Here is a 14,706-nt window from a genome sequence, read left to right as displayed (position 1 = left end):
TTTATGATTATGGCAATTTGCCTACTCAAAGTCTGTTACAAAGGTAAGACTTTGGTTATGGTTATTATTAATGACTTTTTTTGTGTCATAATTTTTGATATCAATAGATGTGATGGGCTGTGATACCATAATGTGCTTGTCGTTACAAACATAAAGCAATTATCATTGTTGACGCTCGTTTTACTTCTACCACTCACGCCAGTTCAGTGGCGCTCAATATAGTCAGCATCCTTGTGAACAATACTGTCAGTCAGAATAAAAATAACGCCTCATCACTAAACCCTTCAACCAATTCGCCATCGTGGATACTAAAGCTCACGATTGGTTTGATTGGTATGTTTGCTTTTTTGCAGGTGTACTCTATCCAAGCAGTGCTACCAGTCCTAATGGTAGATTTTTCAGCGACCGAAGTACAAGCAGGCATGGTTGTTGGTGCGACGATAATGGCAATTGCTATTATGTCGCCATTTCTAGGCATGCTCTCTGATGCAGTAGGGCGCAAACCCTTTATCGTTGGGGCACTGTTGTTTTTGGCGATACCTACTGCATTAATCGCGCAAAGTCCAAGTATTGGCTGGATGGGACTTTGGCGTTTTATGCAAGGGTTGTCTGTACCGGGCATTACGGTCGTGACAATTGCATATATCGGTGAGGAGTTTGAAGGACGAGTAGTGACGGATTTGATGTCATTTTATGTGTCGGGCTGCGTACTGGGCGGTTTTCTTGGACGGTTTTTACTAGGGCATTTACACGAGCTCATTGGCTGGCGTGCTGGGTATTATGTGATGGCGGCGATGACGCTTGTCGGCGCGATGTGGGTCTGGAAAATGCTACCGTCATCACAGCAATTCGTGGCCAACCCCAACTTTCGAGCAGCGATACAGACGCTTGGAGAGCATTTAACCAACCGTTATGTCGTGACGGCCTGTCTGCTTGGGGCTTGTGTGTTATTCTCGCTAGTGGGCTGTTTTACCTTTATTAACCTACATCTGGCCAATACGCCTTATGAGTTGAGTACAGGTGCACTGGCCAATATTTTTGCGGTTTATTTGATAGGGGTTATTATTACCCCTTTATCAACCACGATGTTACGTCGATTTGGCTCGGCACGCACCGTTAGAGTGGCTATCTTTATCTCTATGATTGGTGTATTGATCACATTAGTAACGCCATTATGGGGCGTGATAGTAGGTCTGGCTATTATGTCCTCTGGTGTGTTTGTTACCCAAGCGGCGACCATTAGTTATATCGCGGTCAATGTCAAAAAGGGTCGGTCCTTGGCATCTGGTCTGTATTATCTCGGCTATTATACGGGTGGAACGTTAGGGGCGTGGCTGTGCGGTATGGCCTATGCAAAAGGGCAATGGTCGCTGACGGTATGGCTGCTCTTATTTGTGCAGATATTGGCACTGTTGGTTGCCAGCTTTGGTATGGTAAAGACACAATCGCGTACTACTTAAAATCTAAGGGTTCATTAACACAACGATATAAAGCAGGAAACCATAATAAACGAATGCACAGTGTCATAGTGTTTACGTGTGCATACTTTACATGGTATGGATTTTTTCTTACTATCGATGAGTCTGTTTTGAAAATTTCATATCAGTCACACGGTCCATTTTTTATACTGACCTGACTATAGCAATAATAATAGGCAACAGTAATGGAGGCTCTTCAGAATATAATTTGTGAAAGCATTTTAATAATGTGAGCCGTTAACGAATTAATGCCAATCAACAAGGAAGTCAATTTTATGTCCAGTATTTATAACGGTGCACCATCTGCTTACGATTATCCACTATTGGTAAAGCAACTATTAAACCGTGCCAAAATAGTATCATTAGATCAAGAAATCGTTTATGCAGATAAGAAGCGATTTACTTATAAAGACCTGTTCAATCGAATCAATCGCTTGGCCAATGTTTTAGCTGATTTAGGGCTTGATGCTGGTGATGTAATAGCAGTAATGGATTGGGACAGTCATCGTTATCTTGAGTCTTACTTTGCGGTACCGATGTCAGAGTATATTTTGCAAACCGTTAATATCCGCCTATCACCAGAAAAAATCCTCTATACCATCAATCATGCTAAGCCTAAAGTACTGATGCTAAATTCTGAGTTTGCGCCATTGGTTAAAGACTATCAATTTGAGAACTCTAGCATTGAGCATATCATTTGGCTCGATGATGATGGCGTGTCATATGAGGGCGTTTTTGGTGGTAATCAGACTCGCGTTATCGGTGAGTATGAGGCATTATTAGAAGCCGCTAACGGTGATTTTGATTTTCCTGATTTTGATGAAAATACCATTGCGACGACTTTTTATACGTCAGGGACGACGGGCGATCCGAAAGGCGTGTTCTTTAGCCATCGCCAATTGGTATTACACAGTTTGGCAGAAGCGGCGACCTTAGGCATGCTCCCTGATAAGCAGGGTGTTAGCTATGGTGATGTGTACATGCCGATGACGCCGATGTTCCATGTCCATGCGTGGGGTTTTCCGTTCACCGCGACGATGGTGGGTCTAAAACAAGTCTATCCAGGACGCTATGCCCCTGATAGCTTGCTTGATTTGATTATCAATGAAAAAGTCAGTATCACTCATTGCGTACCAACGATTTTACAGATGGTACTCAAAGAAGCACAGGATCGCGCTGCGAGTTTTAATGGCCTAAAAATGATCATTGGTGGTTCACGATTGACAGAAGGCTTGGCAAAAGTAGCCATGAGCCAAGGTATCGAAGTCTATACTGGCTACGGTATGTCAGAGACAGCGCCGCTTATTAGCTTGACCGAATTCAGTCTCAATGAGCCTGAGATGTCTGATGATGAAGATATCGCGCGTCGTTGTATGACTGGTAAGCCTGTGCTTATGGTCGATGCCCAAGTTTGGGGTACAGACAATAAATCAGTTGGCACGGGTAAAGACAATACGGGTGAGCTGGTATTGCGGGCACCTTGGCTGACCCAAAGCTACTTAAAGAATGAAGATGCGGGTAAGGAGCTATGGGAAAACGGCTACATGCATACCCAAGATATCGCCTATATACGTCCTGATGGTTGCATTGGTATTACCGATCGTCTAAAAGACGTGATCAAATCAGGTGGTGAGTGGATATCGTCATTGGAGATTGAGACTATTTTATCACTGCATCCAGCCGTGGCAGATGTTTCAGTCATTGGCGTTCGTGATGCACAGTGGGGTGAGCGTCCATTGGCCTTGATTGTGTTAAAGCCTGACGCTCAAGATACCAAAGTTGATGATATCAAAGCCATTGCTGAAAAAGCGGTAGAGCGAGGTATGATTCCTAAGTATGGTGTGCCCAGTCAGTTTAAGTTTGTGGATGATCTGCCAAAAACCTCTGTTGGTAAACATGATAAAAAAGTCATGCGTAAGATGTATGCTGATCAGACTGAAGTATAACTTTATGTAGTTGACCTTTATCATTAGCTCTGCTACATTTTAAACCGATACGTAATGTATCGGTTTTTAGTTTTGGCAAGGATAGCCAGTATTACATTATGATAGTGTGTATATTATAAAGTAGTATTTTATTACTCATCGTTTACGCTAAGGACAGCCATTATGAGCGAGCAAGCCACCAATCAACGCACCGACCAAAGCAGCAATCACGTTTCTATTCAAAACTCACAAGCGCCATCCGATACCACTCAGAATTTTGCTGATATCTATCACGATTCCATCAATAATCGTGAGCAGTTTTGGGCTGAGCAAGCCAAGCGTATCTACTGGCATAAAGAGCCTGAGCAAATTCTCGATGACAGTAATTTGCCGTTCGCTAAGTGGTTCGTCGGCGGTGAGACCAATCTTTGTTATAACTGCGTAGATCGTCACCTCGAAGAGCGCGCAGAGCAAGACGCATTCATATGGTTGTCATCAGAGATTAACCAAGAACTGATCGAAACATTCCCCGCCGTTGTTGATTCGTTTAAAGATCTAGGCAACAACGTCGAGTTTTATACAGACTATACCAAGCGCCGCCTGACCTACAATGACTTATATAGAGAAGTTAATTACTTCGCTGATGTGTTGCAACGTCATGGTATCGGCAAGGGCGATCGTGTCATTATTTATATGCCGATGATATTAGAAGCGGCTTATGCCATGTTGGCTTGTGCTCGTATCGGCGCGGTGCATTCAGTTGTATTCGGCGGGTTTGCTGCACATAACTTGGCGATCCGTATGGATGATGCCGAAGCAAAAATGGTCATCACGGTGGATGCAGGTTTGCGCGGTGGCAAAGTTATTAACTATAAAAGTCTTGTTAATCAAGGGGTCGAACAAGCCAACGTGAAGCCCGAGCATGTGCTGGTCGTCAACCGAGGTGTATTGCCATTTGCAGCACAAGATATCGATGTGGACTATGCGACTGAGCGCCGTGTCAGTTGTGAAGCCAATGCGATTGTTGAGCCTGTTTGGCTTGAGTCCAATACACCATCGTATCTTCTCTATACTTCCGGAACGACAGGTACGCCAAAAGGGGTGCAACGTGATACAGGCGGTCATGCTGTAGCCCTGACGACATCGATGGATTATATTTATGATGGTAAGGCAGGCGAGACGTTTTGGGCGATATCTGATATCGGCTGGGCCGTTGGGCACTCTTATACCATCTATGCGCCATTGCTAGCTGGCATGACCAGTGTCATGTATGAAGGCTTACCACATCGACCAAATCCAGGTATCTGGTGGCGGATTGTCGAGGCCAATAAGGTCAATATTTTGTTCACCGCACCGACTGGTGTACGTATGCTCAAAAAACAAGATGAGGCTTGGATGACGCGCTACGATGTCTCAAGCGTTAAGTCGTTCTTTTTGGCAGGTGAGCCACTCGATGAATCAACAGCTAATTGGTTAACTAAGCATCTGGGTGTCCCTATTTTAGATCACTATTGGCAGACGGAATCTGGATGGCCTATTTTAAGTAATACGCCAAAGTTCAATCATAAACCGCATAAGCAAGGCTCGCCTGGTTATCCAATGTATGGCTATGATGCACAAGTTATCAATGAAGAAACCGGTGAGCTCTGTGCTGCGGGTGAAAAAGGCTTACTTGCAATCAAAGCGCCTCTACCGCCCGGCTGTCTAACCACGGTATGGCGCAACGATGAGCGGTTTGTCAGCAGCTATTTTGGTTTGTTCGATGGTCAGCAGTACTCTACATCAGACTATGCGGTGACGGATGAGGACGGGTATTTCTATATTTTAGGACGCACAGACGATGTGATTAATGTCGCTGGCCATCGCATTGGTACGCAAGAGATTGAAGAAGCGATCAGCATACATCCAGAGATGGCAGAGTGTGCGATTGTGGGTATTCAAGATCAGTTAAAAGGGGAGTTGCCCATTGCGTTCTGTGTGCTGAGAGATCATGAGCAGGTGGCAACGACTGAAAATAGATTCCGTATTGAGCAGCAAGTCATCGGTGCCGTGGTCAAATCTCTTGGTGGTATTGCAAGACCCGCTGCTATCTATTTCCCACAAGCGTTGCCAAAGACTCGCTCTGGTAAAATACTACGCCGTGCCATTCGTGCATTAGCAGAAGGCAAGGAAACAGGTGATATGTCGACACTTGATAATCCACCCGCGATTGATGCGATTAAGCAGTCTATGAAAGATTATTAATCAATGCGGAATATGAGGTGCCAATTTATTAATTGCTGACCAATAACGATACTCAATATTTTACAAAAGCTCATGAATTATCATGGGCTTTTTTGTTTTTAACTTTCCATAATATTCACTGATAAATATAACCGAACATAAAAGTTTGATAAAGCGCTTGACCCTAAAATTGATTTATTGTTATAGTCCATAACGATACATAATAAATCATTTTAAAATTATCTATGTTCGGTAGTTATTGATGAATCTTTAGTTTTTATCAATATAAAATATAATCTGTTTAATATACTTTGGATACAAACAGGCCAAGTGAAAGTACTACGATTTGTAGACTAAGCGAGGCTGATACCGTATTTAGTTTATAGAGGACTGACTATACTGCCGCATGGTAGTTTTGCAAAAAAGATAAGGATATCTTATGCACCACGTTCAGCAGCTCATCAATGGTCAATTCGTCGATTCTAATACCAGTGAATGGATTGATATCACCGATCCCGCCACGCAAGAAGTCATCGCAAAAGTTCCACAAACGACCAACGATGAAATTAACCAAGCAGTCGCTGCCGCCCAGACCGCCTTTCAAACGTGGCGCAAAACACCTATCACCACACGTGCCCGTATCTTTTTAAGGTATCAGGCACTGATTCGTGAGCATATGGACGAGCTAGCAGGGATTTTGACCGCTGAACAAGGCAAAACCATTGCAGATGCTCGTGGTGATGTGTTCCGTGGTCTAGAAGTGGTCGAGCATGCAGCAGGCATTGCAAATTTACAGATTGGTGACTTCGTTGAAAACGTCGCATCAGGCGTTGATACCTATAGCATCTGGCAGCCGCTAGGTGTCTGCGCTGGTATCACACCATTCAACTTCCCAGCGATGATTCCACTATGGATGTTCCCAATGGCGATTGCCACGGGTAACACTTTCATTTTAAAACCGTCTGAGCAAGATCCGATGGTCACCATGCGTTTGGTTGAACTAGCCGTTGAAGCAGGCGTACCTGAAGGCGTACTAAACGTCGTACATGGTGGCAAAGCTACGGTTGATGCCATCTGTGATCACCCTGATATCAAAGCGGTTTCTTTCGTAGGCTCTACTAACGTTGGCAAACATGTCTATGAGCGTGCCAGTCAGTCAGGCAAGCGTGCCCAGTGCATGATGGGCGCAAAAAACCATGGTGTTATTCTGCCAGATGCTAATAAAGAGCAAACCCTTAATCAATTAGCAGGCGCGGCATTTGGTGCTGCTGGTCAGCGTTGTATGGCGCTGTCAGTGGTGGTATTGGTCGGTGCTGCAGGCGAATGGATTGATGACATTAAAGCCAAAGCAACAGGTTTAGTGGTATCAGCAGGTAAGCACGATAAAGATCTAGGCCCACTGATTTCTCCTGCGGCAAAAGCCCGTGTCGAGCATTTGATTGGTACTGGGGTGGAAGAGGGCGCGAGTCTGATTCTGGATGGTCGTGGCATTACCGTTGAAGGATATGAGAACGGCAACTTCGTTGGTCCGACTATCTTCGATAACGTCACAAGCGATATGCAGATTTACCAACAAGAAATCTTCGGACCCGTACTTTGTATCATGCGTGCAGCAGACCTTGATGAAGCGATTGAGATGCTCAATGCCAATCCACATGGCAATGGTACGGCAATATTTACGCAGTCAGGCGCTGCCGCACATAAATTCCAACAAGACATTCAAGTCGGTCAAATCGGTATTAACTTACCGATTCCTGTGCCACTACCGATGTTCTCATTCTCAGGTTCACGTGCTAGTAAACTTGGTGATCTCGGTCCGTATGGTAAGCAAGCCGTGCAGTTCTATACTCAAACCAAAACCGTCACTGCACGTTGGTTTGATGATGAAGCGAGCCGCGGCGTTAATACGACCATTTCAATCTAATCGTTCGTTTGATATGTTTGCGGTATAGCGATAATCCTGCTTAGGGCATGTTTTAGTAAAGCCTGATTTTATGATTGTCGTTATGTCGCTGCTATACTATATAGCCAACGCTAGATAGTTATTGCAGTCACTCTTTTATAGAGGATTGACTATATAAAGAACATTAGAATGACAACTTATAAAATTCCCTACACCATATTTGCGATGCACGCACAAGGATGACCCTATGGATTTTTCATTGACCGATGACCAAATTGCCTTTCGTCAAACCGCTCGTCAGTTTGCCCAAAAAGAGCTAAAACCACACGCCGCAGAGTGGGATCGTACATCACACTTCCCAGTCGATGTCATCAAAAAATCAGGTGAGCTTGGGTTTTTAGGGTTATACACCAATCCAGAATATGATGGTTTAGGGCTACCACGCTTAGACTCTGCCATGGTATTTGAAGAGCTTGCATGGGGTGATACTGCCGTTGCTGCTTATATGAGTATTCATAACATGACTGCTTGGATGATTGGTGAATATGGTAGCGATGCTTTGTGCAAACAGTATTTACCTAACATGGTGAGCGGAGAGTGGTTAGGGAGTTACTGCTTAACGGAACCTAATGCAGGCTCCGATGCGGCTTCTCTGCGTACCAAAGCGGATAAGCAAGGCGAGCATTATGTACTAACGGGAGAGAAAACATTCATTTCAGGCGCAGGGTCTACCGATGTCTTAGTCGTCATGGCGCGTACAGGCGGAGCAGGCGCAAAGGGCGTTTCGGCTTTTGTGGTAGATGCGAATAGTACTGGTATCGAATATGGTAAAAACGAGCATAAAATGGGCTGGAAAGCGCAGCCAACACGTACGATTAGCTTTAAAGATGTGAAAGTTCCAGTAGGGAATTTGATAGGCGATGAGGGCCAAGGCTTTCGTATTGCGATGAAAGGTTTAGATGGCGGTCGTATCAACATTGGTATCTGTGCGGTTGGTACGGCGCAGTCAGCATTAGAGACAGCGGCCAATTACGTGCAAGAGCGTAGCCAATTCGGTAGCCAGATTGCTAATCTTCAGTCGGTACAGTTTAAACTTGCTGATATGCTCACCCAGACCATTAGCGCGCGACAAATGCTTTATCTAGCAGCGAGCAAAGTCGATAACAATGATGTTCAAGCGTCTACCTACTGCGCAATGGCCAAGCGTCTCTCTACTGACTTGTGCTTCGATGTCGCTAATGAAGCATTACAGCTACACGGTGGTTACGGCTATCTAAATGAGTATCCGCTTGAGCGTCATGTGCGAGACTTGCGTGTGCATCAGATATTGGAAGGCACTAATGAGATTATGCGAGTGATTGTCTCGCGTCAGCTATTACAAAATGATGCGTTGGATCAACTGCGTTAATTGTATTAGGGTATTTTCTCAATTTAATTGAAGACATGCCCTAACGTCTAACCATACCAAATTCAGATAAAATAAAGGATTATTTATGACGGATTATACCAATCTCAAGTTATCGATTGACGGTCATACTGCTACTGTAACATTGAATAACCCACCAGCCCATACATGGACGATGGACAGTTTGCCAGCACTCAAACAGCTAGTGACTGACCTAAATGCCAATGATGATATTTATGCTTTGATTATTCATGGTGATGGCGAGAAGTTCTTTTCAGCTGGTGCTGATTTAAACAATTTTTCAGATGGTGATAAAGGCCGCGCAATCAGCATGGCGATTGCTTTTGGTGAAGCGTTTGAGGCGCTATCTGCCTATCGTGGTGTCAGTATTGCTGTCATCAACGGCTATGCGATGGGCGGCGGACTTGAGTGTGCATTGGCCTGTGATATTCGTATCGCAGAAGCGCATGCGCAGATGGCATTGCCAGAGACCGGTGTGGGATTATTGCCATGTGCGGGTGGTACACAGAATCTAACTATGTTAGTAGGAGAAGGGTGGGCGAAGCGTATGATACTGTGCGGTGAGCGCGTTGATGCAGAGACGGCGTTACGTATCGGACTGGTTGAAGAAGTTGCTGCCAAAGGAGAAGGGTTAAAAGTGGCGCAAGCATTAGCGCAAAAAGTTGCTAAGCAGTCTCCTGTTGCCGTCAGTTATTCTAAAACGCTTATCCAAGCCGCGAGAAATACCCCGCCCGCACAAAACCTTATCCATGAGCGCGAAGCGTTTGTTAAGTTGTTCGATACCAACGATCAGCGTGAAGGCGTGCAAGCGTTCTTAGAGAAGCGCAAACCGAATTGGCAAAATAAATAAGCCGTAGGTAAGATATCCTAACAGTCGCTTTACTCATTTTAATTTTTGCAGGTACCTTTTATGACAGAACCCATGACAGCAGCGGATAACAATCAAAAAGTCACAGAAAAAACGGAGCAAGAGGCATCAGTATTGTTCAATACTGAACCGACAGATTGTGGTCATATGATTGGCGTCATGACGCTCAATACGCCAAAATCTCTCAATGCGCTGAGTGTTGATATGTGCAAACTATTAGCACAACAGCTAGATGCGTGGGCAAATGATGCTCAGATAGTAGCGCTTGTATTAAGAGGAGCGGGCGATAAGGCTTTTTGTGCTGGAGGTGATATTCGTAAGCTGTATGACAGTATGTCGACCAGTGCACCGTTACCGAATCCTTATGCGACAGAGTTTTTCAGTCACGAATACAGCCTCTATCGCCAGATGCATTTTTATAATAAGCCCTTAATCCTTTGGGGTGACGGTATTATTATGGGTGGTGGTATGGGCTTGATGGCAGGTTGTAGCCATCGTCTGGTCACTGAGCGTACTCGCTTTGCGATGCCAGAAGTAACTATCGGACTATTCCCTGACGCCTCTGGCAGTTGGTTTTTGCAGAATATGCCCGCCAAAACAGGTCTGTTTTTAGGCTTAACAGGTGCGATGTGTAATGGCAATGATGCGCTATTGGCCAACCTAGCAGAGTATGCCGTCGCTAGTAGTGACTATGATGCTGTCATGCAAAGTTTAAAACAAAGTGACTGGCAACCAGCTGTTAATAGTTCGGATAAATGCGATAACAATAGTGCTCATAGTATCGTTAGCCGTGCACTTGCCGCGCAATCAGTCTCCGAGTTGCCTGCCAGCAATTTAGCAAAATATTGGCAACCTATTCAGCAGTTGATGAATAGTGGTGGTTTAGGAGATATCGATGCCATATTGCAAAGTGATGAGGCATTAGCAGCGTTACATTCAGAATTTGCGGCAGATAGTTGGGTACAGCGAGCAGTCGCCACTTATCGACATGGTTGTCCCGTTACCGTCGCTTTGACTTATGCGCTATATCATAAAGTGACTGATTTATCATTAGAGCAAGTTCTGTACCTAGAAACCAATGTGGCGGTACATTGTGCGGCCAATCCTGACTTTAAAGAAGGCGTGCGCGCGCTATTGATTGATAAAGATAGAAATCCGCAGTGGTCGCGTTCATTAGCTGATTGTCTCAATACAGAGGGGCAGGCATATATCCAACAGCATTTTGTGAACCCTTATGCGACAGGTGAGCACCCATTAGATGATTGGTTGGGTACTGAAGCGGCAGGCAACCAGTTTGTGCGCTAACAATTCAAACTGTCCACTTGAGTGCTACTCGAACTGAACATACCACACTGAACGACATAATGGCATGACGTACACAAAACACAAGCGTCTGCCATGCTGACTATATAACCATCAAGGAATGATGAGATGAATACAAAGGATGTAAATACTGCTGATAATGGTAGTGCGAAGCCAAACATTGCTTTTATCGGGCTTGGTAACATGGGCGCACCGATGGCGGAGAACTTGTTAAAAGCAGGTTATTCGTTGTCTGTCTATGATTTGTCTGAAGATGCGACCCAGCGCTTACAGCAAGCAGGTGCTAGGGTGGCAGATAGTCCTAAAGCTGCTGCAAGCGATGCACAGGTCGTCATCAGCATGTTGCCTGCTGGCAAGCACGTCCATTCTGTCTATCTGGGTGAAAACGGAATAGATGGCTTGCTTGCGGAATTACCACAAGGCACATTGGTTATTGACAGCAGTACTATCGCTGCTGCTGATGCAAGGACAGTGGCAGAAGCGGCAAGCAAGCTGGGTATAGAGTTCTTAGATGCGCCAGTCTCCGGTGGTACGGGCGGCGCTATCGCAGGCAGTTTGACTTTCATCGTGGGTGGCAGTGCTGATGCGTTTGCAAAGGCAGAGCCAATACTGGCAGTGATGGGCAAAAACATCTTTCATGCTGGCGAGCATGGTGCCGGACAAGTCGCAAAAATCTGTAATAATATGCTGTTAGGTATTCTCATGGCTGGGACAGCAGAGGCGATTAATTTGGGCGTCAAAAACGGCTTAAATCCAAAAGTGCTATCAGATATTATGCTACAAAGCTCAGGCCGCAACTGGACATTAGAAGTATATAATCCTTACCCACAAGTCATGGAGAACGTACCATCGAGCAACGGTTATCAAGGTGGCTTTATGAGTAAGCTGATGCAAAAAGACCTTAACTTAGCCTTGCAAACCGCTCAGAACACAAACGTTGATACACCCATGGGGGCTAAGGCTGCAGAGTTATATGAAGCACATACAGTAGAAAATGGCGATAGAGATTTTTCTAGTATTATGGCGCGTCATGACAGTTCGGTATTATCTTAGCTTCAAAATACATCACAAAGATGGGTTCAACTATATAAAAAGGCCTGCACTAAGATATTAGTGCAGGCCTTTTTTTTCTTAATTATTTAACAGACAGTGTCGTTAGCTTTGTAGCTCATATACTAGCGACTGAATATCTTGTGCCGCTGCCTGTAGTCGAGGCACATGTGTCAGCAGCTCATCTAAAGACAGGCGTACGGTTGGCGCATGAATATATAATGAGGCCAGATAGCGTGACTTTTTATCCAAGATAGGTACGGACACAGCCACCATTTCAGAGATAAACTCTTCGTTGTCGATACCCACACCCATTTCAGCAATATAATCTAGCTCTTTATTTAACGCATCGATATCGGTGATGGTATTCTTTGTGAACTTATCTAGCGGCAGACTTTGCAGTATCTTGTTGCGACTGGTGGCAGATAACTGACTCAAATACAGCTTACCTGTAGCGGTACACCACATCGGTGACTTGGCACCTACTGGCAGATAGATCTGTAGTGGTAAAGGCGTCTGTGCACGGTTGGTGTAGAGCATATCCATATGATAAGGAATGGCAATACCACAAGTTTCTTTTAATTCTTCCACCAATTTATGCAAGATCACTTGTCTTTCATTAAAAAATTGGCGTTGCTGCCACAGCTCGACACTTAAGTTACGCACTCGCTTACCAGGGATAATACCACCACCTATGTCAACCGTCACAAACCCTTCATCGACCAAGTTTTGGATCAGTCGGTGAATGGTTGGCTTGGGGATGTTTAGCTGTTGTGATAACTCAAGTGGCGAAAGTGGCTTAGAAGCGTAGGATACTGCCTCGATGATTTCTAAAACACGGGTGATTGACGATACTTTAGGCATATAAGACACTCAATAATATTAAAAACAATACAGTAGGAAATACCACGATTTGTTAATCAACAAGACAGTAGGTAGTAGCAAAAAAATAAATTTGTGACATATTTATTACTACTTCTAATTTAGCATAATATCAAGTTCAGACAAGTGTTAGATAACCTATCTAATAGCCTGATGTAGCAATATTTGTATCATCTGTTTATGTATCTCAAATTGTGTTTAAAGTAATAATAGCTACACTAACTCACAAAGCATAACAAATCGTAGTAATAAGCTATATAACTATTATTGAGTTAGACAGTGAATTGTCACACTATGGTGACATGTTTTGTAATACCTTTACATAAACATTAAGCTGTCCGATATCGATGTTTACGCTATTAAGTTGCTGTAAGAGTGTTGTGTAACAGAAACTAAGAGTTTTACGGATTGATGTAGTAATTATTACAATACCTATGCAATCTTTACATAACGGCAAATAAAAAGCGCATCTATAGGGATGACTTTACGAGCCAGAATTGTTTTAATCTGCTCAACAAAATGATTGATATCAAAATCTGAACTGTCATTTTTTTACGGGAGATTTATCCCATACTTTTAGGAGAAGATTAATGAAAATTATCAAATTAACTGCTATTTCTGCTGCTGTTCTAGCATCAACTGCTGCTTTAGCTGCTGAGCCAGTTGTCGTCGTTGATGAAGCTGATGCAAGCGTATATGAAGCAGAGCCAGTTGCTGTCGCTTATGAAGCAGATCAAATGCAGACCGAATATGGAGAAGCATCTGCTGACACCAATACTGGTATTGTTGGTAAAACCACTGGTGCTGTCAGTAACGCCACTGGTGCAGTTGTTGGCGGTACTAAGACGCTTTTCAATACAGCAGTGAATCCAGCTGCTGTTAGTGCTGAAGTTGGTACATTAGGTTATGGTGCTAATGTTGGTTGGGCACTGAACGAAAATACTGAATTACAAGCTGGTTGGGCCGGTGGCGATGTTGCTGACCTATTCGGTGGTGATTTTGACGCTGGCGATGTAAATTATGATGTTGATGCAGACTTCAGCAACCCTTACATAGGTGTGCAACTACGTCCTACTGGTAACTGGTTCACAGTTGGTGGTGGTATCATCGTACCTGACAACGATTTTGATGTAACTGCTAATGCAGATGGTGGTTTCTTTAAAGTTGATGGTCAGCAATATAATGCTACTGAGACTGGTACTCTTGAAGGTACAATGGAGCATCGTAACAAAGTAGCACCTTATGCAACTATTGGTTTCCGTCCTAACATTACCAATAATTGGGGTGTGTTTGGCGAAATTGGTGCCGCCTATATGGGTAAAACTGATGCAACTGTCCAAGCTGTTAATGCAGATAGTGTAGTTAATTATACAGATGCAAACGGTGTTAGCCAGACAACCACAGCAGGCGATGTTGCTAAAAAAGCAGAAAAAGAGCTTGAAGATAAAGATTGGTTAGAGTGGATGCCAATTGTTAAAGTTGGTGCAACTTACCGTTTCTAATCTAGTCGCAGTCTAAGCACTGTTATTAGAAGAAAAGTAAGTATAAAAAAACGACCCTTTTTAGGGGTCGTTTTTTTTGTTTAAAATAAAGTGAAAGTCATTGTTTAAGGCAACAGGGTTATTGTC

Annotated in this window: 10 protein-coding genes; 9 read left to right on the top strand and 1 reads right to left on the bottom strand. The window is 44.0% G+C overall.

Annotated elements, in window-relative coordinates; genetic code table 11:
• Window positions 1-305 precede the first annotated feature (305 nt).
• The 8 genes from ACT3QP_RS01670 (at window position 306) to mmsB (ending at window position 12,199) form a co-directional block, all read left to right on the top strand.
• Window positions 306-1,460: an MFS transporter gene (locus ACT3QP_RS01670; protein ID WP_444524248.1), complete on the top strand. Its 1,155-nt coding sequence runs from the start codon at window positions 306-308 to the stop codon at window positions 1,458-1,460.
• A gap of 293 nt (window positions 1,461-1,753) precedes the next feature.
• A complete protein-coding gene (locus ACT3QP_RS01665; RefSeq protein ID WP_444524216.1) occupies window positions 1,754-3,424 on the top strand; it encodes a fatty acid--CoA ligase in 1,671 nt (556 codons plus the stop codon).
• A 162-nt stretch (window positions 3,425-3,586) separates the two neighbouring features.
• Window positions 3,587-5,647, top strand: coding sequence for a propionate--CoA ligase (locus ACT3QP_RS01660; RefSeq protein ID WP_444524215.1), 2,061 nt, complete (start codon window positions 3,587-3,589; stop codon window positions 5,645-5,647).
• A gap of 418 nt (window positions 5,648-6,065) precedes the next feature.
• Window positions 6,066-7,550, top strand: coding sequence for a CoA-acylating methylmalonate-semialdehyde dehydrogenase (locus ACT3QP_RS01655; RefSeq protein WP_444524214.1), 1,485 nt, complete (start codon window positions 6,066-6,068; stop codon window positions 7,548-7,550).
• Between the two features lie 226 nt (window positions 7,551-7,776).
• Window positions 7,777-8,937 carry an acyl-CoA dehydrogenase family protein gene (locus tag ACT3QP_RS01650; RefSeq protein WP_444524213.1) on the top strand — a complete coding sequence of 387 codons (1,161 nt, stop codon included), beginning with the start codon at window positions 7,777-7,779 and terminating at the stop codon, window positions 8,935-8,937.
• A gap of 85 nt (window positions 8,938-9,022) precedes the next feature.
• Complete coding sequence (locus ACT3QP_RS01645) at window positions 9,023-9,805, top strand: enoyl-CoA hydratase (RefSeq protein ID WP_444524212.1); 783 nt, start codon at window positions 9,023-9,025, stop codon at window positions 9,803-9,805.
• A 60-nt stretch (window positions 9,806-9,865) separates the two neighbouring features.
• Window positions 9,866-11,128 (top strand): enoyl-CoA hydratase/isomerase family protein, encoded by a 1,263-nt coding sequence (locus tag ACT3QP_RS01640; protein WP_444524211.1) that lies wholly within the window; start codon window positions 9,866-9,868, stop codon window positions 11,126-11,128.
• Window positions 11,129-11,254: 126 nt separating this feature from the next.
• On the top strand, window positions 11,255-12,199 hold the full coding sequence (gene mmsB, locus ACT3QP_RS01635) for a 3-hydroxyisobutyrate dehydrogenase (protein WP_444524210.1): 945 nt from the start codon (window positions 11,255-11,257) through the stop codon (window positions 12,197-12,199).
• 102 nt (window positions 12,200-12,301) lie between these two features.
• Here the strand turns inward: mmsB and ACT3QP_RS01630 are convergent, their stop codons facing one another.
• Window positions 12,302-13,060 (bottom strand): IclR family transcriptional regulator, encoded by a 759-nt coding sequence (locus tag ACT3QP_RS01630; RefSeq protein WP_444524209.1) that lies wholly within the window; start codon window positions 13,058-13,060, stop codon window positions 12,302-12,304.
• A gap of 608 nt (window positions 13,061-13,668) precedes the next feature.
• On the opposite strand from ACT3QP_RS01630, the gene ACT3QP_RS01625 reads away from it, so the two are divergent.
• A complete protein-coding gene (locus ACT3QP_RS01625) occupies window positions 13,669-14,580 on the top strand; it encodes a hypothetical protein (RefSeq protein ID WP_444524208.1) in 912 nt (303 codons plus the stop codon).
• Window positions 14,581-14,706 lie beyond the last annotated feature (126 nt).

The sequence above is a fragment of the Psychrobacter sp. AOP7-B1-24 genome (assembly GCF_052376215.1).
Lineage (GTDB): Bacteria > Pseudomonadota > Gammaproteobacteria > Pseudomonadales > Moraxellaceae > Psychrobacter.
Note: the sequence above shows the minus strand (reverse complement) of the source record. Positions and strands in the feature narration are given on the sequence as shown.